The organism is Flavobacterium soli DSM 19725 (genome assembly GCF_000422705.1).
In the GTDB taxonomy this organism is placed as follows: Bacteria; Bacteroidota; Bacteroidia; order Flavobacteriales; family Flavobacteriaceae; genus Flavobacterium; species Flavobacterium soli.
The window spans coordinates 59,011-83,905 of sequence record NZ_AUGO01000009.1 but is presented as its reverse complement, the minus strand read 5'-3'; the positions used below and the strand labels follow the sequence as shown (position 1 = coordinate 83,905).

Annotated in this window: 23 protein-coding genes and 3 tRNA genes; 11 read left to right on the top strand and 15 right to left on the bottom strand. The window is 33.8% G+C overall.

Annotated features, from left to right (window positions below):
* Positions 1-42: 42 nt before the first annotated feature.
* The 3 genes from G508_RS0112305 to G508_RS0112295 form a co-directional block, all read right to left on the bottom strand.
* On the bottom strand, positions 43-1,938 hold the full coding sequence (locus G508_RS0112305) for a DEAD/DEAH box helicase (RefSeq protein ID WP_026705609.1): 1,896 nt from the start codon (positions 1,936-1,938) through the stop codon (positions 43-45).
* A gap of 186 nt (positions 1,939-2,124) precedes the next feature.
* Positions 2,125-2,700 (bottom strand): non-canonical purine NTP diphosphatase, encoded by a 576-nt coding sequence (locus G508_RS0112300; protein ID WP_026705608.1) that lies wholly within the window; start codon positions 2,698-2,700, stop codon positions 2,125-2,127.
* Positions 2,701-2,796: 96 nt separating this feature from the next.
* The gene (locus G508_RS0112295) at positions 2,797-2,991 is read right to left on the bottom strand and encodes a hypothetical protein (RefSeq protein ID WP_026705607.1); all 195 of its coding nucleotides are present in this window, start codon (positions 2,989-2,991) and stop codon (positions 2,797-2,799) included.
* A 306-nt stretch (positions 2,992-3,297) separates the two neighbouring features.
* On the opposite strand from G508_RS0112295, the gene G508_RS0112290 reads away from it, so the two are divergent.
* Entirely contained in the window at positions 3,298-3,726 is a 429-nt protein-coding gene (locus G508_RS0112290; RefSeq protein ID WP_026705606.1) for a hypothetical protein, read from the top strand.
* Between the two features lies 1 nt (position 3,727).
* Here the strand turns inward: G508_RS0112290 and G508_RS0112285 are convergent, their stop codons facing one another.
* From G508_RS0112285 to G508_RS0112275, 3 genes are read right to left on the bottom strand one after another with little or no spacing between them, the layout of a single operon-like run.
* Entirely contained in the window at positions 3,728-4,099 is a 372-nt protein-coding gene (locus tag G508_RS0112285) for a ribosomal maturation YjgA family protein (protein WP_026705605.1), read from the bottom strand.
* Between the two features lie 6 nt (positions 4,100-4,105).
* On the bottom strand, positions 4,106-4,909 hold the full coding sequence (locus G508_RS0112280) for an NYN domain-containing protein (RefSeq protein WP_026705604.1): 804 nt from the start codon (positions 4,907-4,909) through the stop codon (positions 4,106-4,108).
* Between the two features lie 55 nt (positions 4,910-4,964).
* Entirely contained in the window at positions 4,965-5,747 is a 783-nt protein-coding gene (locus tag G508_RS0112275; RefSeq protein ID WP_051197594.1) for a LuxR C-terminal-related transcriptional regulator, read from the bottom strand.
* Between the two features lie 165 nt (positions 5,748-5,912).
* Between G508_RS0112275 and G508_RS0112270 the strand changes: the two genes are divergently transcribed.
* The 3 genes from G508_RS0112270 to G508_RS0112260 all read left to right on the top strand — a co-directional run bounded on the left by G508_RS0112270 (position 5,913) and on the right by G508_RS0112260 (position 9,393).
* Entirely contained in the window at positions 5,913-7,322 is a 1,410-nt protein-coding gene (locus G508_RS0112270) for a T9SS type A sorting domain-containing protein (RefSeq protein WP_026705602.1), read from the top strand.
* Positions 7,323-7,516: 194 nt separating this feature from the next.
* The gene (locus tag G508_RS0112265; protein ID WP_026705601.1) at positions 7,517-8,776 is read left to right on the top strand and encodes an aminotransferase class I/II-fold pyridoxal phosphate-dependent enzyme; all 1,260 of its coding nucleotides are present in this window, start codon (positions 7,517-7,519) and stop codon (positions 8,774-8,776) included.
* Between the two features lie 146 nt (positions 8,777-8,922).
* Positions 8,923-9,393, top strand: coding sequence for a hypothetical protein (locus G508_RS0112260; RefSeq protein WP_026705600.1), 471 nt, complete (start codon positions 8,923-8,925; stop codon positions 9,391-9,393).
* 25 nt (positions 9,394-9,418) lie between these two features.
* On the opposite strand, the gene G508_RS0112255 is transcribed toward G508_RS0112260, so the two are convergent.
* Positions 9,419-10,183 carry a C40 family peptidase gene (locus G508_RS0112255; protein WP_026705599.1) on the bottom strand — a complete coding sequence of 255 codons (765 nt, stop codon included), beginning with the start codon at positions 10,181-10,183 and terminating at the stop codon, positions 9,419-9,421.
* Between the two features lie 98 nt (positions 10,184-10,281).
* Complete coding sequence (locus G508_RS0112250; protein WP_026705598.1) at positions 10,282-11,460, bottom strand: acetyl-CoA C-acyltransferase; 1,179 nt, start codon at positions 11,458-11,460, stop codon at positions 10,282-10,284.
* Between the two features lie 365 nt (positions 11,461-11,825).
* Between G508_RS0112250 and G508_RS0112245 the strand changes: the two genes are divergently transcribed.
* From G508_RS0112245 to G508_RS0112230, 4 genes are all read left to right on the top strand, one after another.
* A tRNA-Ser gene (locus G508_RS0112245) sits at positions 11,826-11,912 on the top strand.
* Positions 11,913-11,925: 13 nt separating this feature from the next.
* Positions 11,926-12,000 (top strand) — tRNA-Pro (locus tag G508_RS0112240).
* A gap of 39 nt (positions 12,001-12,039) precedes the next feature.
* Positions 12,040-12,113: transfer RNA gene (locus G508_RS0112235), tRNA-Arg, on the top strand.
* A 54-nt stretch (positions 12,114-12,167) separates the two neighbouring features.
* Entirely contained in the window at positions 12,168-12,419 is a 252-nt protein-coding gene (locus G508_RS0112230) for a GIY-YIG nuclease family protein (RefSeq protein ID WP_026705597.1), read from the top strand.
* Positions 12,420-12,577: 158 nt separating this feature from the next.
* Here the strand turns inward: G508_RS0112230 and G508_RS0112225 are convergent, their stop codons facing one another.
* The gene (locus tag G508_RS0112225) at positions 12,578-12,955 is read right to left on the bottom strand and encodes a hypothetical protein (protein ID WP_026705596.1); all 378 of its coding nucleotides are present in this window, start codon (positions 12,953-12,955) and stop codon (positions 12,578-12,580) included.
* 94 nt (positions 12,956-13,049) lie between these two features.
* Between G508_RS0112225 and G508_RS0112220 the strand changes: the two genes are divergently transcribed.
* Positions 13,050-13,751: a M15 family metallopeptidase gene (locus tag G508_RS0112220; RefSeq protein ID WP_026705595.1), complete on the top strand. Its 702-nt coding sequence runs from the start codon at positions 13,050-13,052 to the stop codon at positions 13,749-13,751.
* On the opposite strand, the gene G508_RS0112215 is transcribed toward G508_RS0112220, so the two are convergent.
* Genes G508_RS0112215 through tsaD form a run of 6 tightly spaced genes read right to left on the bottom strand, consistent with a single transcriptional unit; the run spans position 13,752 to position 18,984 of the window.
* A complete protein-coding gene (locus G508_RS0112215; protein WP_026705594.1) occupies positions 13,752-14,321 on the bottom strand; it encodes a hypothetical protein in 570 nt (189 codons plus the stop codon). It lies immediately after the preceding gene.
* Positions 14,321-15,499 (bottom strand): THUMP-like domain-containing protein, encoded by a 1,179-nt coding sequence (locus tag G508_RS0112210; RefSeq protein WP_026705593.1) that lies wholly within the window; start codon positions 15,497-15,499, stop codon positions 14,321-14,323. Before G508_RS0112210 ends, G508_RS0112215 begins: the two co-directional genes overlap by 1 nt.
* Position 15,500: 1 nt before the next feature.
* The gene (locus G508_RS0112205; protein WP_026705592.1) at positions 15,501-16,592 is read right to left on the bottom strand and encodes an AI-2E family transporter; all 1,092 of its coding nucleotides are present in this window, start codon (positions 16,590-16,592) and stop codon (positions 15,501-15,503) included.
* Positions 16,593-16,599: 7 nt separating this feature from the next.
* Positions 16,600-17,241, bottom strand: coding sequence for a DUF4159 domain-containing protein (locus tag G508_RS0112200; RefSeq protein WP_026705591.1), 642 nt, complete (start codon positions 17,239-17,241; stop codon positions 16,600-16,602).
* A gap of 9 nt (positions 17,242-17,250) precedes the next feature.
* The gene (locus G508_RS0112195; RefSeq protein WP_026705590.1) at positions 17,251-17,955 is read right to left on the bottom strand and encodes a 16S rRNA (uracil(1498)-N(3))-methyltransferase; all 705 of its coding nucleotides are present in this window, start codon (positions 17,953-17,955) and stop codon (positions 17,251-17,253) included.
* A 6-nt stretch (positions 17,956-17,961) separates the two neighbouring features.
* Entirely contained in the window at positions 17,962-18,984 is a 1,023-nt protein-coding gene (gene tsaD / locus G508_RS0112190; protein ID WP_026705589.1) for a tRNA (adenosine(37)-N6)-threonylcarbamoyltransferase complex transferase subunit TsaD, read from the bottom strand.
* A 125-nt stretch (positions 18,985-19,109) separates the two neighbouring features.
* Between tsaD and G508_RS0112185 the strand changes: the two genes are divergently transcribed.
* A complete protein-coding gene (locus G508_RS0112185) occupies positions 19,110-23,624 on the top strand; it encodes a translocation/assembly module TamB domain-containing protein (RefSeq protein WP_245569868.1) in 4,515 nt (1,504 codons plus the stop codon).
* A gap of 205 nt (positions 23,625-23,829) precedes the next feature.
* Positions 23,830-24,816 (top strand): 6-phosphofructokinase, encoded by a 987-nt coding sequence (pfkA, locus tag G508_RS0112180; RefSeq protein ID WP_026705587.1) that lies wholly within the window; start codon positions 23,830-23,832, stop codon positions 24,814-24,816.
* Positions 24,817-24,895 lie beyond the last annotated feature (79 nt).

Sequence of the window (24,895 nt, the reverse complement as noted above, 5' to 3'; positions counted from 1 at the left end):
TTGCAGTTTGTTTATAATTATAAGAAAATTAACTAAAAAAAATTAGTCTTTTCTTGGTCTTCTTGGTCTTGGGCTGTCGCCAAAGCTTTCAGAACGTCTTGGAGTTCTGTCAGATCCTTCTCTTCTTGGAGCTCTATCTGAAAAACCTTCCTTTCTTGGAGCCGAATTTCTTCCGCCGAAACCACCTTCTCTTGGAGCAGAATTTCTATCGCTTCTGAAGCCACCTTCGCGTCTTGGAGCAAAACTTCCTTCTCTTCTAGATCCGCCAGAATTTCTTCCGCCGCCAAAACCGCCAGAATTTCTACCATTATGGTCGCGTCTTCCGCCACCATCATTTTTAGAAATTTCAACATTGATACGACGTCCTTCTAATTGAACATTGTTCAAGATTTCCATTACTTTATCAGTATGTTCTGGGTCTGTATTAAAGAAAGAGAAACCTTCTTTTACATCTACTTTATAGACATCGTCACGACCTAGATCAAGTGTTTCTTTCAAGAAATCTTTCAAAGACATCCAATCGAAATTATCACGTGAACCAATGTTTACAAAATAACGAACTGCACTACCATTGCTTTCTCTTGGTTCTCTTTCGTCACGGCTAGAACCGGCTGATTGAGAAGACAAATCTCTAGTTTTCTTGTAATAATTAATGAATCTGTTGAATTCAACCGAAACCATTTTCTTGATTACTTCTTCTTTCGTCAAATCTTTCATTACTTCGAAAATAGCAGGAAGATAAGTGTCGATGTCGTGATCAACCTCTACATCTTTTATCTTGTTTGCCAGGTGAAGTAATTGTATTTCACAGATTTCAATTCCAGAAGGGATTGATTTTTCTTCGAATTTTTGCTTGATGATTCTTTCGATAGAAGAAATCTTGCGCAATTCGCTTTTCGTCACAATTACGATAGAAGTTCCAAGTTTACCAGCACGTCCTGTACGACCCGAACGGTGGTTGTAAGTTTCAATCTCATCAGGAAGTTGATAGTTTACAACGTGTGTTACGTTATCAACGTCGATTCCACGAGCAGCAACGTCTGTAGCAACAAGCATTTGGATTTGTCTTCCACGGAACGATTTCATTACTGAATCTCGCTGTGCTTGTGATAAATCTCCGTGCAAAGCTGCAGCACTGTATCCGTCTTCGATCAATTTTTCAGCGACCTGTTGTGTGTCTCTTTTTGTACGACAAAAAACAACAGAAAAAATGTCTGGATTAGCATCAGCCAATCTTTTCAAAGCTTCATAACGGTCACGAGCGTTAACTAAATAAAATTCGTGGGAAACTGTTGCAGAACCAGAGTTTTTGGTTCCAACAGTAATTTCTAATGGATCGTGCATGAATTGTTTTGCAATTCTAGCAACCTCTTGCGGCATGGTAGCCGAGAATAACCAAGTGCTTTTTTCGTCTGGAGATGTAGACAGGATGTTTACAATGTCTTCATAGAACCCCATGTTCAACATTTCATCTGCCTCATCTAATACACAGTAATTGATTTGTGATATGTTCACCAAACCTCTGTTGATCATGTCCTGCATTCTACCTGGAGTTGCCACGATAATTTGTGCACCTCTTTTAATGTCTCTTGCCTGTTCTGTGATACTTGCACCACCATAGACTGCTACTACGTTGATACCTTTTTCGTATTTAGAGTAGTTTTTGATCTCGTTAGTAATCTGCAAACAAAGTTCGCGTGTTGGAGATAAAATTAATGCTTGTGTATTCCTGTTGTTGGCATCAATTTTCTGAATTAGCGGAAAACCAAAAGCTGCCGTTTTCCCTGTCCCTGTCTGAGCCAACGCCACCATATCTGTGTCTTTTTCCAATAATAGGGGAATCGCTTTCTCCTGTACTTCGGTCGGATTCTCAAATCCTAGATCTAAAATCGCCTTCAGTAACGATTCACTCAATCCTAATTGTTCAAATTTATTCATATAGTATTTTAAAATATTTTGCAAAAGTACAGCTAATATTTGTGATTAACTAATGTGAATTTGAGATTTGATGTTTTATTATAGATTGATAATCAGAATTTTAGATTTAGGTTTTAGGATTTCAGATTTAGGATTTTGAAAAAAGACGTCTCGATTTTGTAGAATCAGGATAAAAAAAGTGCTTTTTTAAATAGTATGTAAAAACGAAATTAATTCCTTAACGGCTTTGGCTCTGTGACTTATAGCAGATTTTTCTTCTAATGAAATTTCGGCAAATGTTTTGTCAAAACCATCAGGCTGGAAGATGGGATCATATCCAAAACCATTAGACCCTTTTTTATGATCTGTGATTGTACCGTTTGCTATTCCTTTAAAAAGGTATTGTTGAGCATCAAGATTTAATGCGATAACGGTTTTAAAATTAGCCTTCCGATTTTTTTCAGCCGATAATTGAGTTAATAGCTTATTGATATTATCGTCGTCATTTTTTTGATCTCCGGCATATCGTGCAGAAAAAACACCAGGAGCTCCATCTAGTGCATCAACTTCTAAACCGCTATCATCGGCAAAGCAATTATAGCCGTATTTTTCCGTGACATGATTTGCCTTTAAAATGGCATTACCTTCAATAGTATCAGCAGTTTCAGGAATGTCTTCAAAACAGCCAATTTCTTCCAGGCTCAAAATTTTGATTGTGTCTGGAAGAATGCTTTGAATTTCAATGATTTTATTTTTATTGTTGGAGGCGAAGACAAGTTGCATCATTAGGTACTATTTTGTTTTTAGTCCGTAAAGATAAGGAGTTTGCGAATTTAGCTTGACCCCAATTATAAATTTTTTTAAAATCTATATACTATGTTATGCTTCGTCTTTTGTAGCTTTTATCAGTCCTATCCCAGATATAAAAAATAGCAAGCCGAGAATGCCATAAATTACCAGGCTTTTTATATCTCTGGTTTCTCCACTTGTGTTAGAAAATACAACTGCGGCATAAATAAGACTTACAATTCCGAGAATAGTAAGCAGGGTTCCAAATATTCTTTTAACATTCATGATTATTTTGTTTTAGAATGTAAAATTGCAACAAAACGTAACAGATTTAATTATAGTATTCAGTTTTTAGATTGTATAATTTAAGGTTGATGTCAATAAAATTATGTAGTAAAAATCCGTTACTATACTATTATTTCTTATACCTAATTGTAGTTGCTTTTCATCCCTAGAAAACACACTTACATCACAAATTTAACCTAACCATATCACATTCAGATTTATAATTGATTATTTTTTATTTACATTTACACTAATATTTCAAAGCTTATTTATCCCCTTTTAAGCATTTAAAAATATTTTTTTTTTATGGAATCTATTACCCTAGCCATAATTCTTTTACTAGTAATAGTATTAGTATATATTTTCTTTTTTCGTAAAAGCAAGGAAGCGAGAGAGAAAAAAAGTTATTATTTGAAACGTTTTCTTAGAAATAAGGAACAATCCTTAAAACATATTCATCAGGTCGAAGCTTTGGCTATTGAAAATAATTGTTGGGACAAAAAAACTTTTACAGATAAAGACGTCACATTTCGAGATTATTTGGAATTACTAAAGAATAAATATGATAAAGATTACTCCGAAATTTCTTATCAGGTATTAAAAAGAAACAAGCTTACGCAAAGCCAGAAACAGGAATATACCAAAAAGTTGATCGAACAAAGTGAAGATTTATATTTAATGGAAGTCGATTTGGCTACCTTAAATAAAAATTGGAGGACTACTGTAACTTCTTAAGTTATTTTTCTTTCGAAAACAAAACTGATTCTGCAATATAAGCAAGTATAATTCCAAAACTGTAGGCTAAAATATCACTCCACAAAAAGCCTTGACCCAAAACATATCGTCCAAAAAAGGTATTGCGTAAGGCTGCCATCCAATTTGCATTATAAAGTTGCAAAAGTTCAATGCTATAACAAATTATCAATGCTATAATTGCCGATTTTGTTTTAGGTAAGGAAATATACAGAAATCGGATTCCAAAATAAATCATTACAGCATAGAGCAAATCACCAACAAAAAGAGGGATAACCTCAATTTTTCTTGAAAAAAGCCCTAATGCAATGACTATAAAAACAATGATGAGATGGGAAAACCTGTTTTGTTGCATGCGATTCTAACTAAATCGTAATCGAACAAAAACATGTTTGATATTTCTTTTATCTGATTCGCGTTCGTCTATTTCTAAAATATCTGTAAGCGATTTTAGCATTGGAGTTAGTTTTTGAAAGCCATAATTTCGAGGATCGAATTCGGGTTTTTTCTTAACAATTAAATTTCCAACATCACCTAGGAAGGCCCAGCCGTCATCATCTGCAATATCTTCAATTGTCGATTCTATCAATTCTATTGTTGGCTCGTCAATCTTGTTAAGTGGTTTTGGAGTTACCTTTTCAGTAATCTTGGTATTTACTTTCTCGACAACTTTCTTGTTTTCAGTTTCAATTGTTTTCTTTGGTGTTTTTTTCTTGACAGCTCCATCCAATACTTCGATAAAAATAAATCGGTCACAAGCACTTATGAAAGGTTTTGGTGTTTTTTGTTCACCTATTCCAATGACTTTCATGCCGGATTCACGTAGTCTAATTGCCAATCGAGTAAAGTCGCTGTCGCTAGAAACAATACAAAAACCGTCCAGTTTTCCGGAATACAATAAATCCATAGCATCAATAATGAGGGCTGAATCGGAGGAATTTTTTCCCATCGTGTAGCTGTATTGCTGGATAGGAGTGATGGCGTGTTCTAATAATACATTTTTCCAACCATTAGCATTAGGTCGTGTCCAATCAGCATAAATTCTCTTGGTTGTTGGGGTACCAAATTTTGCAATTTCTTCCATCATTCCTTTTACATTGCTGTACGGAACGTTATCGGCATCAATCAATACGGCTAATTTGAGTTCTTTGGTGATTTGTGACATTTCCTAAATTTAAGTTGGATAAAAGTAAGTAAAAAAAACAACCTCCAAAAATTATTTAGAGCCAACCGTTTTGAAAAGTCTTAGTAATGAGTTCCGAAATATTATTAGTTGATGATTTTTTCAATAGATTTTTCCGATGTCCATCAACAGTAAATTTGCTGATGCAGAGTGTTCTAGCAATTTCGGCACTGCTTTTGCCTTCGCTGATGAGTTTCAGTATTTGTTTTTCACGTTTTGTAAAAACTTCTTTTGAGGGTTTGAAAATCGTATTAATTTCTACATCAAAATAGGATGGTTCTCCATCAAAACCAATAAAAGAAAGGGTTGAGCCATTGTTTTGTTTTAAATGCGAAATATCGGTATGAACTCCTAAAACCCTAATTACGGCACCATTTTCATCGCTTTGAATCGTCACAACTTGTTGTAATATCCGGATATAAGTTCCATCAATTTTCTTGATTCTGTAGTCATATCTTACCTTGTATTTAAGGACTTTATCAGGTGGTAAATTGGTGAAGAATTTCGTGACCGTATTTTCAAAGTTGATAAAATATACCAAATCATCAGGATGAATATTCTCTAACAAAAAATCAATTTTAAACTCTTCTGGTTGATAACCCAAAACGTTGGATATGTTTTCATTCACATATTCCATTTGCTGTTTGCTACAATTGAATATGTAGTGATAATAATCTCCTACTTGAAAAATATTGAGTAGCTTTTTATGTACTTCCAGCTCGAAATTAGGATTGAGGTCGATGCCATTCTTGGCAATTTGGCTCCAAATTTTTTTTGCCGTATCAAAAACAATAATTTCTGAATTTGGGGTACTCCTCATAATTGAAATAGGTTAGGGTAAAAAATAGTTCATTTAGGAATTGAATTGAATGTTTTTTTTATGATTCAAAAATAGCTACTTATAGGTGTGTAATAAAATACCTAATAGTAGGTATTTTTTTGTTTTTTGAAATTGATGAAATTTGTGGTATTAATTTTAAACTTTATGAACAAAATAGTATCATTTGTACTGCTGCTTTCAGGAGTAGTTACAGCACAAAATTGGATTAATGTAGGACAGCCATTTATATTTACCAATGATGTAGAAGGAGGAAATTTTCAACTTAAAGTAGCTGGTGACAATTTATTTATCGGTAATTTAAGTAACTCAACAAGTCCTTATAGCTCTATTTTATATACCTACTCATCAGAAATTTGGCAAGACAATAGTCCTACACTGTATCCCAACGGGATTGCAAAGCAATATATACAAACAGATTCCAATAATCATTTAATTCAAGCCGTACAGACAGTAGTTGATGGTGAACATGTAATAGTCTTGAAGCGATATGATGGAAATTCTTGGTATTCTGCAACATCAATCGCAATGCCAAATCAATTTTGGAGGTTCCAAGGTTTTGGAATCGATGCTTCAAATAACTACTACTTAGCTTTTTCTAGTGAATATTCTGGAGGAGTTAAGGTCTATAAATTTCAATCAGGTTTAAATACTTGGTCGGAGTTAGGTCATGTCTTAATAAATGGAACAAATGCCTCGGCAGTTCAGTTTGGTGTAAATTCGCTAGGAGAAGTTCTGGTTTTATCTATTGGAAACAGTAATTATAATTTAGAAGTTGCAAAATATTCTACTACTATTGATAACTGGGAAATTCTTGGCTCAACTAATTTGGTTAACGGAACAAATTTATTTAACAGCATCACTTCAAACATTACTTTTGATAACAGTGGTTTGCCTGTTTTTTCCGTAATTACTTTTGAAGGCTCATTTTTTTCGGGAGAACGATATTTAAAAACGTTCCAATATGTTGGTGGAGTATGGCAAATAGTGGGTTCAGAACAACTCACATTTCAATATCCAAATGAAAATGTTGCTGATATCAATTTGCTTTCTGTTGAGGATGAGCTTTTTGTAAGCTATTATAGAAGTATAGGGGGTGTTGGAAGTTTTATTGAAGTTAAAAAATATGACGGCAATAATTGGAGTTATGTAGGTCAAAATGGAAATGATATTGCAGAAGCATCTAGTAATATAAACACAACATCATCTTTGGCAAAAGATTCTGATTCTAATGTATATATTGTTTATCGGGGTACAGTGTTAGGAGAAAATCCCAACCAATACAAGTTTAATGTTAAAAAATTTGATCCCGAAGCATTAGTAATAGAAAAATATTCAATTGAAGAAATCAAAATCTATCCAAACCCAGTTTCAGACAAACTTCTCATCGAAATGGAAAATTTAGTTTCATTAACTTTGGTTGATTTATCAGGAAAACAATTCATTCAACAAGATGAAAAAACTCTTGATGTGTCGAATTTAGCATCAGGAGTTTATATTGTCAATTTGGTTGATAGTAATGGAAATAAATATAGTAAGAAAGTTGTAAAAAAATAATATCTTCCAAGTAAAACATAGTGCAAATCGATATTGAAAATTATCAACCCTCGGTTTGCACTATTGTTTGTGATATGTCAAAAATACAGCATCAATTTGATGAACTTTTGCATCATAAAATAAATTTCCCAATCCCATCCCATAATTATTTTAAAATCCTTATTTTTGCCACGTTTTTTAACACACAGAAAATCATGGTAAAAGATTTATTCGAAAGAATCCAAAACAATAAAGGTCCATTAGGAAAATGGGCTTCACAAGCCGAAGGTTATTATGTTTTTCCTAAACTTGAAGGAGAACTTGGACCAAGAATGCAATTTCACGGAAAAGATATTCTAAACTGGAGTTTGAACGATTATTTAGGATTAGCAAACCATCCTGAAGTTCGAAAAGCAGATGCTGATGCGGCAATCCAATACGGTGCAGCTTATCCAATGGGAGCCAGAATGATGTCGGGACATACTACTATTCACGAACAACTAGAAAATGAATTGGCAGCTTTTGTGATGAAAGAATCGGCTTATTTGTTGAATTTCGGTTACCAAGGAATCATGTCAACTATTGATGCATTGGTTACAAAAAATGATATTATCGTGTATGATGTTGATGCACACGCTTGCATTATTGATGGTGTTCGTTTGCACATGGGTAAACGTTTTACCTATAAGCACAATGATTTAGAAAGTATGGAAAAAAACCTGCAACGTGCTACGAAAATGGCAACAGAAACAGGTGGTGGAATTCTTTTTATTACCGAAGGTGTTTTCGGAATGCGTGGTCAGCAAGGAAAATTGAAAGAAATTGTAGCCATGAAGGAAAAATACAATTTCCGTCTTTTGGTTGATGATGCACATGGTTTTGGAACACTTGGAAAAACAGGTGCTGGAGCAGGTGAGGAGCAAGGTTGTCAAGATGGAATTGATGTTTATTTCTCGACTTTTGCTAAATCAATGGCTAGTATCGGAGCTTTTATAGCTGCAGATAAAGATATTATCGATTATTTGAAATATAATCTTCGTTCTCAAATGTTTGCAAAATCATTACCAATGATTCAAACTGTCGGAGCTTTGAAGCGTTTGGAATTATTGAGAAATCATCCAGAATTAAAAGATAAGCTGTGGGAAAATGTAAATGCATTGCAAAGCGGATTAAAATCTAGAGGATTTAATATTGGAGATACAAATACTTGTGTAACACCAGTTTATTTAGAAGGAAGTATTCCGGAAGCAATGGTGATGGTAAATGATTTGAGAGAAAATTATGGTATTTTCCTTTCAATTGTGGTATATCCTGTAATTCCTAAAGGTATTATCCTATTGAGAATGATTCCTACTTCTTCTCATACATTGGCTGATATTGATGAAACGCTTTCAGCATTTGAAGCTATCCGAGAAAAATTAGAAAACGGAACTTATAAAAAGATTGCCGAGGCCACAACGGTTGACGTATCTTAATTTTAGGATCTAAAAAATAAAACTAGAACAAAATCCATTAACATGTGTTGATGGATTTTTTTTTGAATGAGAAAACCCTTTTTAATTTAAAAGAACATAAAGAATAGTTTCGTACTTTTATATTTCAAACCCCAATGCATTAAACAATGAAAAAATCAATTATAGGAAGTCTTATTTTTTTTGCTACATTAATTTCGTGCAAGAATGATCCAAAGGAAGAAGTTGTGGTTCCAACCGTTCAAGAAGAAATGGAAATCGAAGAAGAAGCTGTTAAGGAATGTTATGCAGTGGCTTTAAAGCAAGATACAATTTCGTTAACCATTTCTGTAAAAGACAGCAGCCTTGAATCAGGCGAATTGCAATATAATTTCTTCGAAAAAGATAAGAATCAAGGAACGCTTGTTGGAAACTTCAAAGGTGATACACTTTTTGCCGATTATACTTTTATGTCCGAAGGAAAATCTTCTGTTAGAGAAGTGGTATTTCTTAAAAAAGGAAATATTTTTATTGAAGGATATGGTGATGTGGAAGAAAAAGACGGTAAGACCGTTTTCAAGGACAAGAAAAAGCTCTTTTTCGACAGTAAAATTGTGTTGTCAAAAGTAGATTGTAAATAGAAAAAAGCCCTTTGAGGCTTTTTTTTTAATCTATGATTTTCTTGATAACCCTTAATTTGTGGGTATGACGGTTGATATCGGCATTAAAAATCCCAAGATGGTCCAATCGGTCAATTCTCACTTTTCCACTTGCATGAATGATATAATTTTCATCCATAATGATGCCAACGTGAATGATTCGTCCTTCTTCGTTATCAAAAAAAGCTAAATCTCCTGGCTCACTTTCTTCAATAAAACTTAACGCTTCGCCTTGTGTTGCTTGTTGTGAAGCGTCTCGCAAAAGCTTATATCCATTCAGTTTGTAAACCATCTGTGTGAAGCCCGAACAATCAATCCCAAAAGGTGTTTTTCCACCCCATAAATAGGGAGCGTTCATGTACATAAAAGCGGTGTTTATCAAATTTGATTTTGGTTTGATACCACTTATTTTCATACCTTCGAAATCAAAATTTTCCTTATTGATTTCAGTATGATTTAGAAATGATAAAGAAGAGCCAAGTGGAATTGGCATCAACAGATTATTTGGAGCAGAAACATATTCTACCAAATCTGAATTCAGAATGATTGCATCTGTAGAAAGCTGGTTGTATTCAGCCTCGGAAATAGGTTGGTATTGTTTTGTGTCAATCCAGCCTTCATATTCATCAAACTGAAGTTTTACTTTTGTCCATTGCTTCTCTTGTTCCAATACTATAAAATGTTCTCCAAATAACACTTGGGAAACAATTTCGCTTCGATCGCTTGGTTCAAATCTCAATGGGATGTTGGCCAGATTACAAATTCCGAACATTCAGTTTGCTTTAAATTATAAATGATGAATCTTAAATTTTAAAAATGAAAAATAATCATTTAAAATCTAAAATTCATCATTCAAAGATATAAAAAATTTTATGCTCTTTCGATCACAATTGCAGAAGCACCACCACCACCATTACAGATAGCTGCAGCACCAATTTTGGCATTGTTTTGTTCCAATACATTAAGAAGTGTTACAATGATTCTAACTCCTGAACATCCAAGAGGATGGCCCAAGGAAACAGCCCCACCATTAACGTTTACTTTGTCGTTATCAAGACCTAAAATTTTTGCATTTGCTAATCCAACAACAGCGAATGCTTCGTTGAATTCAAAAAAGTCAACATCGCTAATTGCAAGTCCAGCCTTGTCTAAAGCTTTTGGTAAAGCCTTTGCAGGAGATGTGGTGAACCATTTTGGCTCTTGAGCAGCATCAGCATAACTTTTGATATATGCCAAAGGTTTTAAACCTAAAGCCAATGCTTTTTCTTCACTCATCAAAACTACAGCAGCAGCTCCATCATTAATTGTTGATGCATTTGCAGCGGTAACAGTTCCGTCTTTTGTGAAAACTGGATTCAAAGCAGGAATCTTATCTAATTTCACATTAGTGTATTCCTCATCTTTTGTAACCATAATTGGGTCGCCTTTTCTTTGCGGAACAGCAACCGGAACAACTTCATTGTCAAATTTTCCAGCATGCCAAGCTTTGGCAGAACGCTCATACGATTGAATTGCAAAATTATCCTGTTCTTCTCTTGAGATTTTATATTCAGTTGCACATAAATCTGCACAAACTCCCATGGCATTATTGTCGTAAGCATCAGTAAGACCATCTTTTTGCATACCGTCAACCATTGAAGCTGGACCAAATTTGTAGCCATTTCTAAGGTGTACATAATGTGGTATCAAACTCATGTTTTCCATTCCGCCTGCAACTATAATCTCAGCATCTCCAGCCATAATAGCTTGAGCACCTTGCATAACGGCTTTCATTCCAGAAGCACAAACTTTATTTATAGTTGTTGCAATAACAGTATTTGGCAAACCCGCCAAAAGAGCCGCTTGTCTTGCAGGAGCTTGTCCAACACCTGCCTGAACAACATTGCCCATTAAAACTTCATCAACTGAATTTGGGTCTAAATTTATTTTTTCCAAAGCACCTTTTATTGCTACAGCACCTAATTGTGGTGCGGTAACAGTAGATAAAGCACCCATAAAACTTCCGATCGGCGTTCTTACAGCCGAAACGATTACAACTTTTTTATTCATAACACGTTGATTGTTTATTTAAGTTGCGAATTTAATCAATTTTTTAGTATTTATGAACCTGTAATTATATTTACTTCAAAAAAAACCTGTCTTTTAAAGTAAATATAAATTTTAAGATAATGTTATTATAAAAAGTAAGAGACTTAATTATCAACAGCAATTCTTATTGGATTTTCTTCAAAATAAGACAAAAATTATCTCTTAAGAAAAATCATATAAAATATTATAAATAGTATTCGATTGATTGTGAGGTGTTTTTAAAGAGAATGAAAAAAAAGTATAAAAAAAACGTTTTTTTTGTTGTAGAATATAGAATGATACCCTACATTTGCAACCGCTTAAAAGATATACGTTCATTGAGCATTGGAGAGTTGCCTGAGTGGCCGAAAGGACATGTTTGCTAAACATGCGTATGGGAAACTGTACCAAGGGTTCGAATCCCTTACTCTCCGCTTTTTTGCACCTCGGGGTGTAGCGTAGCCCGGTTATCGCGCCTGCTTTGGGAGCAGGAGGCCGCAGGTTCGAATCCTGCCACCCCGACAAAATAAACTTTTTCCATTTAAGTTTTAAAAGATAAATGGAGGCATAGCTCAGCTGGATAGAGCACCTGCCTTCTAAGCAGGCGGTCGAAGGTTCGAATCCTTCTGCCTTCACAAGAAACCTTCTCGTAATGAGAAGGTTTTTTTGTTTCACACTAATAGAATATCATGAGCTTCTTCTATATCCTCTATTCAAAATTAATAAATCAATATTATATTGGTCATACTTCTGAAACATTAGAGGAAAGGCTACGAAAATATTTGTCAAATCATTCTGGATTCACAGGAAAAGCAAAAGATCGGATTGTGATTTATTTTGAAGAGTTTAAAACAAAATCACAAGCCTATAATCGAGAATTGGAAGTTAAGAAATGGAAAAGTAGAGTAAAAGTTGAAAAATTGATAAATAGTACAAAGTAAATAGATTATTAAGTAGGGCATCCGATTTCCAATCGGGACGGTCGAAGGTTCGAATCCTTCTGCCTTCACAAGAAACCTTCTCGTAATGAGAAGGTTTTTTTGTTTTTAAAATTTTTAAAGCAAAAAAAAACTACTGTATTTCAGTAGTTTTTATCAGCTTATTTCTTATCAATATAAGTTTTGTTCCCTTTGGAATTGATATAGTATCGACCTCCTTTTGGACCAGTATATACTTTTTTGCCTTTATAGCTTCCAGTTACTTTGTCTTTTGTTTTTAAATTTGCTTTCTTCTCAGTAGCGGTTTCATTAACAATTTTGACTTCTTTCTTTACGGCTTGACTCTTGGCTTTTGTTTCCTTTTTGGCTTGAGTAGCTGTTTTTGAAGCTTCAACTTTAATTTCTTTTTTTGCAGTTTTAGCTTCTTTTTTAATTGCTGTACTTTCCTGTTTTGCTTTTGATTTTACTTTTGTTACTTCTTGGGCATTTAGAAATCCCGAAATAAATAGCGTCAGACAAATTACTAATAACTTTTTCATAATTTTTTAATTTAATTGTTTTGTAAAAACTAATTTAGTGAAATAATCAATACGATTCCATAATTTTAGGATATCGTATAAATAGTTAAATTCTATGAAATTTTTATGTGTGATGATCCTTGCTATAGTTTCGGCAACTTGTAGAGAAAATAGGAGAAATGATGGATTAATCAATAGTAATGATCTTGTAAAAGAGGATAAAACAGCTATAATTCCTTTGGAAAAGGAGGATGACAAGATTATACTTGTAGATTCAACTTTTGTTAATTTAAAGGATTACAGCCAGGATTTTGTATATGATATGAAATATGCAACTGAGGATAATTTTCTTGAAGCAAAAGTATATGAATGTGCAGAATGCTATTTACGACTTAAAACAGTGAAGGCATTAATAGAAGCCAATAAAAGTTTTATGCAGCAAGGCTACAGGATTAAATTATTGGATTGCTATAGGCCATTAGATATCCAAAAAAGGATGTGGGAGATCGTCTCTAATCCAAAATATGTGGCAGATCCTTCAAAAGGTTCTATACACAATAGAGGAGGAGCGGTTGATATTACCTTGGTCGATTTGGAAGGAAACGAATTAGATATGGGAACTAAGTTCGACTATTTCGGTGAAGAAGCCAGTCACAATTACACTAATTTGGATAAAAAAGTAATCCAAAACCGTAAAACGCTTAGAGAAACCATGCAAAAGCACCATTTCAAGATTTTCGATTCAGAGTGGTGGCATTACAATCTCAGCAATGCATCAACGTTTAAATTGTCTAATTTTAAATGGGAATGTAAGTGATTATTCTACACAGTGAATATAATCCATGAAATAATTCTCGGGAAAAAAACTTTCTTTCATACTTTCTGAAACCAATTCTTTTTTAAGGACATAATCTTGCATCTCACCTGAATATTTGATTCGCATCATCGTTACTGGCGATGCTTTTAAATCTTCAAACGAACCCTTCAAGAACATAAAATCTCCCGTTAGAATTCGTGTATTTTTATTTTCTGCTTCAACACGAATCATTGTTCCGCAAGTTTCATTGTCAGTGTGAACCAATGAAACAATTTTGCCATTAAGCAATTGAAGGTATATTTTTGAACTTGAATCAAAGCAACTCGCTTTAATAAAATCAGTGCTTTTATGGGCAATTTGAGCTTGAAGATAAGGTGTTCCGTCTGCATTTACAAGCGAAAAGAAAATATAACTGGAGTTTCCTCCAAAAATGCGTTCGTACATCAAATATTCTTTGGTGGATTTATAAGTTCCGATAGAATCCGTGACATTTGAACTATAATCACATTTTTTTTGGGCGAAAGCCGAAAATTGGAACAATATAAAAAGGGTAAAAAGTAATGATCTCATTATTGATTTATTTTGGTGCAAATTAAAACTATTTTATTATTATGTATGTCGGTCGTAAAAAAACAATACTGATTTCCACCATCTTTTATTTTCCATTTTTTACGAATGGCTTCAACACTTTCTGGAAAATTTCTCGTGGTAACGTTACTTTTTTTATTTTCAAGAAATACTTTCATGTCCGATTTGGTATAAGAAATAACCCTATCAATTTCAAAAATTCTGCCTGGAAATTCAATTAGAGTTTCTGAAGTATAAAGATGCGAGTGTTGATGAAGTTTGTCAATTTGGTAATGAGTGCTAATCTGATCAAAACCGCCTGATTTCATGATGGCACTATTGGGTTCGTAAATATATTTTTTAGGCAAGCCGAAAACCGAAATTGCAACTTTATCCAAAACAAAATCAAAAACTTCAGTTTTCTTAGATAGATTGGTCGTTTTGATCGTGATTTCTCCACTGTAGCCCTGATGAATTTCCCATAATAATTCCTTTACTTCATTTTCAACGGCAACAACATGTATCGTTTTTACATTTTTTAATTCTGATAAACCAGCCGAAATATCCAGAATAGGTGCTGTTTTGATTAAAATTCTTGAAGAAAATGAAAAATAAACGTCTAGTAATTCAGGAACATTTGGCAAACAATCTTTCAACATGAAAACTTTTCCTTTCGCCTCGTTTCTTCTGGAAGGATCAATATATATCCAGTCAAATTTAGTGTTCAACTTTTGTAAGATATCCAAACTATCTCCAGAAAAGCACTCAATGTTATCAGCTTTTAAGCATTGAAAATTATGCTTAACTATTTCAGAAAGTTCGCTGTTGATTTCACAATGAACAACCTTTGCTATTTTTTTTGAAAAATAATAATCATCCACACCAAAACCACCCGTCAAGTCAATAAGGCTTTCACCTGAAATTAAAGCCGATTTGTGCAAAGCGGTTCTTTCAGAAGAAGTTTGCTCGACAGAAATTTTCGAAGGATAAATGATGTTTTCTGTACTAAACCAGGTTGGAAGCTTGTCTTTGGCTTTTGTTTTTGCAGCAATTTGGTTCAAAATTTCCGTCCAATCAACATCAAGAAACTTATTTTTCTGTAATGCTAATTTAGAAATATCGGCTCCAACTTGACTGTCTATAAAGTCTTGAATTTCAGTATTTAGTAAGGGGGAAATCAATTTAAATGTTTTTGGTAAAGAGCTTGATCACTTTGTTTTCTGGAAAAAATTCCTTTGCCACAACTTTTAAGATGGTGTAGATTGGAACTGCTAGAATCATTCCTAAAATCCCCGACATAAATCCTGCAATTAATATCACCAAGAAAATTTCAAGTGGATGCGAATTTACACTATTGGAGAAAATCAAAGGCTGCGAAACGTTATTATCAATGACTTGAACAATCCAGAAACCAATCAAAACATAAATAGTTAACGGTAAAATTTCCGACTGAAAATCACTTCCTAAGTTGCTAATCATCGTTAAAACTGCTGCCAAAACTGAAGCTATCAGAGGACCGATGTAAGGAATGATATTTAAAACAGCACATAAAAAGGCAATAATCAGGGCATTGTCAATTCCGAAAATTAGAAGTACAATCAGGTATAAAATGAAAACGATAAATAATTGTAGTAATAAACCAATAAAATAGCGTGATAATAATTCGTTTATTTTGTCTAATGAATTCAAAATTTTATCTTCTTGACTGTCGGGTAGTATTTTTTTAGCTCCAACAATAAACATCACACGGTCTTTCAAAAAGAAAAAAGTAATGAACAAAACGGAAGCAAGTCCCATTCCGAAACTGCTAATAGTTCCTAGAAGTGAATTCAAAAAATTAGGTATAAAATTGAAATTGACCTTCGAAGAAATATTGGCTTCCTTCAACATTTGGGCAGAATCGATGTTGTGGCTATCTAAAAAAGTGGTGATCTGATCTGTAAGTTGGGTTATGTTTTTTTCAATTTCAGCGGTGTTTAATAGCGATAGACTTTGGCTTTGAGCCGAAATCAAGGGAACGAACATCATGATAAAACCAGCGATAATCAAAACAAAAATAAATAGAGTGGCAATGGTTCCAAAAAGATTATTAAACTTTAATCGTCTCTTGAAAAAGTTTAAAATTGGATTCCCAATCAACGTAAGTATTAGAGCTACAACTAAATAGATAATCACTACTTGAATTTGGAATAAAAAATATAATATCAAACCCACAATCACGATTGTAGCGAGAGCTCTTAAAATACCGTCGGAAATTGCTTTTGATGTCATCATAAATCGATTAATGATTAAAAATGTAATGCATGATATTAGCTCCCATTTTCAAGGCTTTTTGTCGCACCTCAGCTGGATCGTTATTGACTTCAGGATCTTCCCAACCGTCTCCCAAATCGGTTTCATAAGTATATAAAAGCACCAATCTATTCTCTATAAAAATACCAAAAGCTTGAGGTCTTTTTCCATCATGTTCATGAATCTTTGGAATTCCTGCAGGAAAAGAATACGGTTTTTGAAAAATAGTATGATTGGCTGGAATTTCAACCAAATCATTATTTGGAAATACTTTTTTAATCTCTTTTCGGACGTATTGATCCAAACCATAGTTGTCATCAATATGCAAAAAACCGCCAGAAACCATATAATTCCGAAGGTTGGTTACATCATTTTCATTAAAAACCACATTTCCATGGCCCGTCAAATGCACATAAGGATACGAAAGCAAATCAGGGCTTCCAGGTTCTACAGTTGCTGGTTTTTGTTTGATTTTGGTATTTATGTTTTGATTGCAAAATTTAATCAGATTTGGTAACGATGTTGGATTTGCATACCAATCGCCACCTCCGCTATATTTTAAAAGTGCAATTTCCTGCGAAAAACCAAAAGTGGAAGCCAAGAAAAATACTACTACAATTATTTTTTTCATTTTTTGAAATTATTCATTAACGAAAGCTACTGAATGACAAGCCACAATTGCCGCGGTTTCAGTTCGAAGTCTCGTGTTTCCCAAAGATACAGGAATGTAATTATTTTCTATTGCCATTTTTATTTCTTTCTCAGAAAAATCGCCCTCAGGTCCAATTAGCATCGTAATATTTTCCTTCGGTTTCAAAACATCTTTCAATGATTTTTTATCGGTTTCTTCACAATGTGCAATCAAATTTAAACCTTCATTTTTGATTTTCATAAAATCCTTAAAAGAGATTGGATCGTTTAATTTTGGAAGATAATATTGCAAAGATTGCTTCATTGCCGATTGTATGATCTTGTCGAAACGATCGGTTTTAATAAATTTTCGTTCAGAGTGATCACAAATAATTGGTGTAATTTCGGAAATGCCCATTTCGGTTGCTTTTTCCAAAAACCATTCATAACGGTCGTTCATTTTTGTTGGAGCAACTGCCAAATGCAAATGATACTTCAGAGGTTCGCTTTTCTCCGAAGACACTATTTTTACCGAACATTTTGTGTCCATTGCAATGATGATTTCGGTTTTAAATAGAAAACCTAAACCATTGGTAACAAATAAAATATCACCTTGTTTTTTACGCATTACTTTTACAATATGCTTGCTTTCTTCTTTATCAAAAATAAAACCTTCAGTAGTTGCTGTAATTGTTGGATTATAAAATAATTGCATAGTTTTTTAGAATTGAATTCTTGCTTTAGAAACTACCGTAGCGTCTTCGAAAGTTTCGGCTAGGAATTTTTGATACCCTACAATTCCAATCATTGCAGCATTATCGGTTGTATATTCAAATTTTGGAACAAAGGTTTTCCATCCATATTTTTTTTCGGCTTCTTTCAAAGTGGTTCTAATTCCTGAATTTGCCGAAACACCTCCGCCAATTGCAATTTGCTTGATTCCTGTTTCCTTTACAGCCAATTTTAGCTTGTCCATCAAGATTTCAATGATGGTATGCTGGATTGATGCACAAATATCGTTTATGTTTTGGGCAATAAAATCAGGATTTTCGGCCACTTTTTTCTGTATGAAATATAAGATAGCCGTTTTCAACCCCGAGAAGCTAAAATCAAGTCCAGGGACTTTTGGTTTGGTGAAGGCAAATGCTTTAGGGTTTCCTAGTTGAGCCTTTTTATCGACCAAAGGACCTCCAGGGTAAGGCAATCCGAGAATTTTTGCACTCTTGTCAAATGCTTCTCCAACTGCGTCATCAGTAGTTTCTCCGATAATTTCCATGTCAAAAAAACCGTTTACTTTCACGATTTGGGTATGTCCTCCAGAAATAGTCAAGGCCAGAAAAGGAAATGTTGGCTTGTCAAATCCTTCTTCATTGATAAAATGTGCCAAAATATGGGCATGCATGTGGTTTACAGCAATTAACGGAATATTCAAAGCCAGCGACAATGATTTTGCAAATGAACTTCCTACTAGAAGTGATCCCATCAATCCTGGACCTTGCGTGAAAGCAATTGCCGAAAGTTCTTCTTTTTTTACATTGGCTTTTTTTAGTGCGGCATCAATTACAGGAACAATATTTTGTTGGTGAGCTCTTGAGGCAAGTTCGGGCACAACACCACCAAATTCATTATGAATCAGCTGGTTTGCCACAACATTCGAAAGTACTTTATCGTCTTTTAAAACGGCTGCAGCAGTATCGTCACACGAACTTTCAATTGCTAATATAAAAACAGGCTTTTGAGTCATAATAAAGGGCACGAATTTTGAGTTATATTTGACAATTAGACGTAAAAAATCTTTATTTTTACATCGATTACAAAAATAGAGATTTTTATCGAAGCTTCTCTATTTCCCTACTCAAAATAAAATTTTTGGAAAAAGCAACAAAGGTATCACGATTTAGAAGGATCAAGAAAATAGTATTTCGAGTTTTACTCGGATTGATACTATTTTTGTTGCTTTCAGGTATCTTACTTTCATTGCCTGTTGTTCAAACAAAAATTGGTGATTATGTGACCAATATGCTAAATGAAGATTTTGGTACCGATATAGACATTGAGCAGGTTACAGTCTCTATTTTTGGTGGTGTTAAATTAAAGTCGGTCATGATTAAAGATCATCATCAGGATACTTTGATTTATGCTAACAGGATAAAAACCAATATTTTGGATATCAGCAAAGCCATTGATGGTGACTTGCTGTTTGGGGATATTCGTTTGGACGGATTAGTTTTTAATCTAAAAAACTATAAAGACGAAGATGATACGAATCTTGATCGTTTTATTGCTCTTTTTGACGACGGAAAACCATCAACATCCAAAAAGAGATTTTTGCTTCAAGCAAAAAATGCCTACTTCACGAACAGCCGTTTTATGGTCATCGATGAGAATCTGGAAATACCAGTTAGTGTCGATTTTACCAAACTGAATACTTCTTTAAATAATTTTAAAATTTATGGACCGGATGTAACGGCAAAAATCAATAAGATGTCGTTTAAGGACCATCGAGGCTTGTTTGTTGAGAATTTGAGTTCGAAATTTAGTTATTCTAAAACCAGTATTGTTCTGGAAGAATTGGATTTGACTACCAAAAATTCTTTCTTCAAAGGAAATGTAGTCCTGAAATATGATAGAAAAGATTTTGCCGATTTTAATAACAGAGTTGTTTTTGATGTAAATATCGACGAATCTTCTTTGGCTACCAATGATATTCGTTATTTCTATGCCGAATTAGGAAAAAACCAGAAATTCGATTTGAAAGCCAAGCTCAATGGAACTTTAAACGATATTACGTTTAAAAACCTAAAACTAATTGATGAGAAAAATTCGCAAATCATTGGAAATGTAAACTTCAAGAATCTTCTAGGAAAAGGAGATCAGGAGTTCTATATGAAAGGCGATTTTTATAAGGTGAGTTCCAATTATGAAGATTTGGTTACTTTATTGCCCAATGTTTTGGGTAAAAAATTACCAACATCACTTCGCAACATTGGTCAGTTCACATTGGTAGGTTCGGCAGAAATTACTAAAAAAACCATCACGACCGATTTTTTCATGTCAACCAAGATCGGGAATATCAAATCTGATTTGGCCATGACCGAAATTGACAACATCGATAACGCTTCTTATGTTGGAAATATTGAGTTGGATAATTTCAATATTGGGAACTTTTTAGGAATAAAAGATATTGGGAAAGTGAGTTTGGATTTGGCTATTGATGGTAAGGGGTTTACAAAGAAATACCTGAATACTTTGGTTAGCGGAACGGTTTCTAAATTATATTACAACAAATACACTTATACCAATATCAAGCTCGAAGGTAATTTTAAAACGCCTATTTTTAAAGGAAAAGTCAATGTCAATGATCCTAATTTATTTATGGATTTTGATGGCTTGGTGGATTTGAGCAAGAAAGATTTACGTTATGATTTTCATACTAAAATTGATTATGCCGATTTGAAGAAACTGAATTTCATGAAAGATTCGATTTCTGTTTTCAAAGGTGATATCGAGATGAATATTTCGGGTAACAATATTGATAATCTAGCCGGGACTGTGAAAATTTCTCAAACGGCTTATCAAAATGAGAAAGACAATTATATTTTTGATGATTTTACTTTAGGATCGACTTTTGATGCAAATCGTGAGCGAACTATAACCATCAACTCGCCTGATATTATTGAAGGAAGACTAGTTGGAAAATTCAAATTCGATCAATTACAAAAAATGATTGAAAATGCCGCCGGAAGTTTATATGCAAATTACGAGCCTAATAAAGTTACGAAAGGTCAGTATCTAAAATTCAATTTTAGTATCTATAATAAGATTATAGAAATCTTTTTTCCAGGAATTGAAGTTGGTAAAAATACATTTGTTAGAGGAAGTATCAATTCGGACAAGGATGAATTTAAACTTGTTTTTAATTCTCCGGGAATAATTGCTTTTGATAATTATTTTGATAAAATTAAAATTGACATCGATAATAAAAATCCACTCTACAATGCTTATATTGAGATGGATACAATCCGAACGAAATACTATAAATTTTCTGAATTTAGTTTTATAAATGTGACTTCTAGAGATACATTGTTTGCCAGAACTGAATTTAAAGGAGGAAAAAAAGCTGAAGATTTCTATAACCTGAATTTTTATCACACTATAGATAAGGAAAACAATAGCGTTGTCGGTCTAAAAAAATCTGAAATGCAGTTTAAAGATTATTTATGGTTTTTGAATGAAGATGAAACGGATGATAACAAGGTTGTCTTTGATAAGAAGTTCAAAAATTTTGCGATTGAGAATTTTGTTATGACCCATGAGAATCAAAAGATTGAATTGATGGGGAAACTTCGAGATTCGACTTTTAAAGATTTGCAACTGAACTTTGAAAATGTAAATCTTGGAAAAATTATTCCCGATATTGACAGTCTAGATGTAGCAGGAAATTTGAATGGAAAAATTGATTTTAAACAAAACAACAACGTTTATAAACCAACTGCTTCTGTTCAAGTTGATAGTTTGCATGTAAATGATATCGAATTAGGAAATTTATATGTTGATATTGCAGGAAACGATTCTTTCAGCAAGTTTACAATTGATTCGAGTCTGGAAAATAAAAATGTCGAATCATTTTTAGCCGAAGGCAGTTTTGTAATCGAAAACAAGCAAACGGTTATGGATTTAGATTTGCGTTTTGATCAGTTTAATTTGGCGGCATTGAGTCCGCTGGGAGGAACTGTAATTTCGAATATTCGGGGATTTGTTTCAGGAACTTCTAATATTTCTGGAAGTGTAAAAAATCCTGAAGTCAACGGACGATTATTTCTCGATAAGGCAGGTTTAAGAATTCCGTATCTTAATGTTGATTATGGTTTCAAGGAAAGTTCCATAATCGATTTGGCTGAAAATCAATTTATCTTTCAAAATGCCACCTTGGAGGATACCAAACATAATACTCACGGGAGAATAAATGGAGTCATCAAGCATAAGAATTTTTCGAAATGGAATTTAGATCTAACGATCGACAGTGATCGATTGTTGGCATTAGATACCAAAGATTCCGAAGATGCGGCCTATTATGGAACAGCTTTTATTGACGGAACAGCAAAACTTTCAGGGCCAACCGATGCTCTTTTTATTGAAGTTATTGCAGAATCTAAAAGTGGAACTGAAATTAAAATCCCAATTAATAATGCCGAATCTGTTGGGAATAAAAGTTTCATGCACTTTTTGACGCCCGAAGAAAAATATAATCTTCAAAAGGGAATTATCGGTCAGGTTAGGGATTATAAAGGATTGGAATTAAAATTTGAATTGGATGTTACTCCAGAAGCTGAAATCGAAGTGATTTTAGATCGAGAAACTGGACACGGTATGAAAGCCAGAGGAAACGGGACACTTTTGTTAGAGATCAATACACTCGGAAAATTCAATATGATTGGAGATTATCAAGTATATGAAGGGTCGTATAATTTCCGCTATAGAGGATTGATTGACAAGCGTTTGGATGTGAAAAAATTCAGTACCATTGTTTGGGAAGGTGACCCTATGAGAGCTCGATTGAATCTCGAAGCGGTTTATAAAACTACTGCAAATCCTTCAGTTTTGTTGGACAATCCATCCGTTAATCGAAAAGTTCCTGTTGAAGTTGGAATCGGAATTACTGGAAGTTTGAGCAGTCCAGAGCCGGATTTCAGTATAAATTTTCCCACGATAAGTTCAGTATTGAAATCAGAAATTCAAACCAAGCTGAATGATAAAGACATTCGTCAAACGCAAGCCTTGACATTGTTGAGTACGGGTGGATTTTTAAGTCAGGATGGTGTAAATCAAAGTGCAATTGCAACAAATCTTTTTGAAACGGCCGGCGGTATATTTGATGATATTTTCCAAAATCCAGATGATAAAGTAAAGGTAGGTCTTGATATTGTTTCGGCTGATAGAACTCCAGGAAATGAAGCCGATGGATCCGTAGGTTTGACGGTTTCAACTCAAGTAAATGAACGTATCACTGTAAACGGAAAAGTGGGTGTTCCAGTTGGAGGAATCAACGAATCTGCAATTGTTGGTAATGTAGAAGTGCAGTACAGGGTGAATGAAGATGGAAGTTTGAACCTTCGCGTTTTTAATCGTGAAAATGACATCAATTATATAGGAGAAGGAATTGGCTATACTCAAGGAGTCGGTATTACTTATGAAGTCGATTTTGACACCTTTAAAGAATTAGTCAATAAAATTTTCAAGAACCATCAATTAGATAAAGTGAAAATTGAAGAAGATCTTCCGCCCGATTCTGAGATTGCTCCAGAGTATATGAATTTTCCAGAAAAGAAAAAGAAAACGGAACCAAAAAATAACGCTGAAGCGATTCCTTCAAAAGAAGACTGATAATTCCATAATTCTATATTTGACGAAATTTTGATTCTGAATCCTAATTAATCGTAATTTTTACTACATTTTTTCAGCATAAACCTACTGAAATCAAAAACTTATTAACGAAAACGTTTGAAATGTTAGTACTTTATTAAATTATTAATAACGTACCATCTTAAGTTGCGGATGTTTGTTAAATTAGCATTTTAATATTAAAAAAATGTCGAAAACAATAAAAAAAATCGGGGTTCTAACTTCTGGTGGTGACTCTCCTGGAATGAATGCTGCAATACGTTCTGTTGTAAGAACTTGTGCATTTCACGGGATTGAATGTATCGGAATTTATAGAGGGTATCAAGGAATGATTGAAGGTGACTTCAAAGAAATGGGACCACGTTCAGTAAATAATATTGTAAACAAAGGAGGAACTATTTTAAAATCAGCTCGTTCAAAAGAATTCATGACTGCCGAAGGACGAAAAAAAGCACATGAAAACCTTTTAAAAGCTGGTGTTGATGCTTTGGTTGTTATAGGTGGTGATGGTAGTTTTACTGGTGCTGAAGTTTTCAATAACGAATACAATTACCCAGTAATGGGAATTCCTGGAACTATCGATAATGATATTTTCGGAACAAGCCATACTTTAGGATATGATACCGCTTTGAACACGGTTGTAGAATGTATCGATAAGATTCGTGATACTGCAAGTTCACACAACCGTCTTTTCTTCGTGGAAGTTATGGGTCGTGATGCTGGACATATCGCTTTAAATGCAGGAATTGGGGCTGGAGCCGAAGAAATTTTGATTCCGGAAGAAGATTTAGGTTTGGACAGATTATTAGAATCACTTCAAAAAAGTAAGGCATCAGGAAAATCTTCCAGTATAGTTGTGGTTGCCGAAGGTGATAAAATGGGCAAGAACGTTTTTGAATTAAAAGATTATATCGAACAGCATTTGCCAGAATATGACATCCGTGTTTCGGTTTTGGGACACATGCAAAGAGGTGGAGCACCATCTTGCTTCGATAGAGTTTTAGCAAGTAGGTTAGGAGTAAAAGCAGTTGAATCAATATTGGAAGGAAAATCAAATTTTATGGTTGGAATTCTTCAAGATGTCGTGACGTTAACACCTTTGGAACAAGCTATCAAAGGACACTACCCAATTGATAGAGAATTATTGAGAGTATCAGACATAATGTCAACATAAGTATTTAAGGTTGAATGTTTAAAAGTGAGGAAATTTAAACAACGAAGCTTTAGCAATAAACAAACAAATTAAATAATTG

Coding starts and splice junctions, on each gene's coding strand:
- G508_RS0112305 (WP_026705609.1), bottom strand. CDS start 1,938: ATGAATAAATTTGAACAATTAGGATTGAGTGAATCGTTACTGAAGGCG.
- G508_RS0112300 (WP_026705608.1), bottom strand. CDS start 2,700: ATGCAACTTGTCTTCGCCTCCAACAATAAAAATAAAATCATTGAAATT.
- G508_RS0112295 (WP_026705607.1), bottom strand. CDS start 2,991: ATGAATGTTAAAAGAATATTTGGAACCCTGCTTACTATTCTCGGAATT.
- G508_RS0112290 (WP_026705606.1), top strand. CDS start 3,298: ATGGAATCTATTACCCTAGCCATAATTCTTTTACTAGTAATAGTATTA.
- G508_RS0112285 (WP_026705605.1), bottom strand. CDS start 4,099: ATGCAACAAAACAGGTTTTCCCATCTCATCATTGTTTTTATAGTCATT.
- G508_RS0112280 (WP_026705604.1), bottom strand. CDS start 4,909: ATGTCACAAATCACCAAAGAACTCAAATTAGCCGTATTGATTGATGCC.
- G508_RS0112275 (WP_051197594.1), bottom strand. CDS start 5,747: ATGAGGAGTACCCCAAATTCAGAAATTATTGTTTTTGATACGGCAAAA.
- G508_RS0112270 (WP_026705602.1), top strand. CDS start 5,913: ATGAACAAAATAGTATCATTTGTACTGCTGCTTTCAGGAGTAGTTACA.
- G508_RS0112265 (WP_026705601.1), top strand. CDS start 7,517: ATGGTAAAAGATTTATTCGAAAGAATCCAAAACAATAAAGGTCCATTA.
- G508_RS0112260 (WP_026705600.1), top strand. CDS start 8,923: ATGAAAAAATCAATTATAGGAAGTCTTATTTTTTTTGCTACATTAATT.
- G508_RS0112255 (WP_026705599.1), bottom strand. CDS start 10,183: ATGTTCGGAATTTGTAATCTGGCCAACATCCCATTGAGATTTGAACCA.
- G508_RS0112250 (WP_026705598.1), bottom strand. CDS start 11,460: ATGAATAAAAAAGTTGTAATCGTTTCGGCTGTAAGAACGCCGATCGGA.
- G508_RS0112230 (WP_026705597.1), top strand. CDS start 12,168: ATGAGCTTCTTCTATATCCTCTATTCAAAATTAATAAATCAATATTAT.
- G508_RS0112225 (WP_026705596.1), bottom strand. CDS start 12,955: ATGAAAAAGTTATTAGTAATTTGTCTGACGCTATTTATTTCGGGATTT.
- G508_RS0112220 (WP_026705595.1), top strand. CDS start 13,050: ATGAAATTTTTATGTGTGATGATCCTTGCTATAGTTTCGGCAACTTGT.
- G508_RS0112215 (WP_026705594.1), bottom strand. CDS start 14,321: ATGAGATCATTACTTTTTACCCTTTTTATATTGTTCCAATTTTCGGCT.
- G508_RS0112205 (WP_026705592.1), bottom strand. CDS start 16,592: ATGATGACATCAAAAGCAATTTCCGACGGTATTTTAAGAGCTCTCGCT.
- G508_RS0112200 (WP_026705591.1), bottom strand. CDS start 17,241: ATGAAAAAAATAATTGTAGTAGTATTTTTCTTGGCTTCCACTTTTGGT.
- G508_RS0112195 (WP_026705590.1), bottom strand. CDS start 17,955: ATGCAATTATTTTATAATCCAACAATTACAGCAACTACTGAAGGTTTT.
- tsaD (WP_026705589.1), bottom strand. CDS start 18,984: ATGACTCAAAAGCCTGTTTTTATATTAGCAATTGAAAGTTCGTGTGAC.
- pfkA (WP_026705587.1), top strand. CDS start 23,830: ATGTCGAAAACAATAAAAAAAATCGGGGTTCTAACTTCTGGTGGTGAC.